Source organism: Solicola agrisoli (assembly GCF_049059935.1).
GTDB lineage: Bacteria > Actinomycetota > Actinomycetes > Propionibacteriales > Nocardioidaceae > JAURVT01.
On the sequence record NZ_JBMGQR010000154.1, the window covers coordinates 1 to 839 of the forward strand.

At 74.6% G+C, this 839-nt stretch carries 1 protein-coding gene; it reads left to right on the forward strand.

Annotation, left to right across the window (positions count from 1 at the left end):
- Positions 1–691: protealysin inhibitor emfourin (locus tag ACI6PP_RS23215; protein ID WP_421114125.1), on the forward strand; the 691-nt coding region annotated here is incomplete at its 5' end.
- Positions 692–839 lie beyond the last annotated feature (148 nt).

Below are 839 nucleotides of genomic sequence, written 5' to 3' on the forward strand. Positions count from 1 at the left end.
CACGGCGCTGCGGTCGATGTCGGCTCCCGGCACCGCCTACGACGACCCTCGCCTGGGCAAGGACCCCCAGGTCGGCTCGATGGACGACTACGTCGAGACCACCGACGACAACGGCGGCGTGCACATCAACTCCGGCATCCCCAACCGCGCGTTCCAGCTCGTCGCGGTCGCCATGGGCGGACACGCCTGGGAGGACGCCGGTCGCACCTGGTACGCGGCGCTCACCGGAGGCCAGGTGACGCCCGACGCCGACTTCGCCTCGTTCGCCGCGGCCACGGTCTCGGCCGCCACCGACCTGTTCGGCGCCGACTCCTCCCAGGTCGCGGCGGTGCGCGAGGGCTGGGCGGGCGTGGGCGTCGAGCCGGGCGCCGTCGCCGCACCGGCCGGGCAGACGTCCGAGCCCGCACCCGCCGGACGCGTCGTGGTGCGTCGCAGCGGCGGGTTCGTCGGCGGCGTCCAGACCGGCGAGGTGGCGCTCGACGCCGACCCCGTCGGCCCCGAGGTCCGCGACCTCCTGGGCCGGGTCGACCTCGCCACGGTCTCGGGCACCAGCACCCCCGCGCCCGACCGCTTCGTCTACACCGTCGAGGTCGACGGACGGCCCTTCGAGGTGCCCGAGCAGGCCCTCACCCCCGAGCTGTCGAGGGTCGTGAACCTCGTGCTCGGCGACGGGGGCGGGCCGCTGTCGTGAGCGTCGTCTACTACACCGCCTCCAGCCTCGACGGCTTCGTCGTCGACGCCGACGACTCCCTGGGCTGGCTGCTCTCACGCGACATCGACGGGTCCGCGCCGTTCGGGTACGACGTGTTCCGCCCGACGGTGGGCGCCGTCGTCGTCGG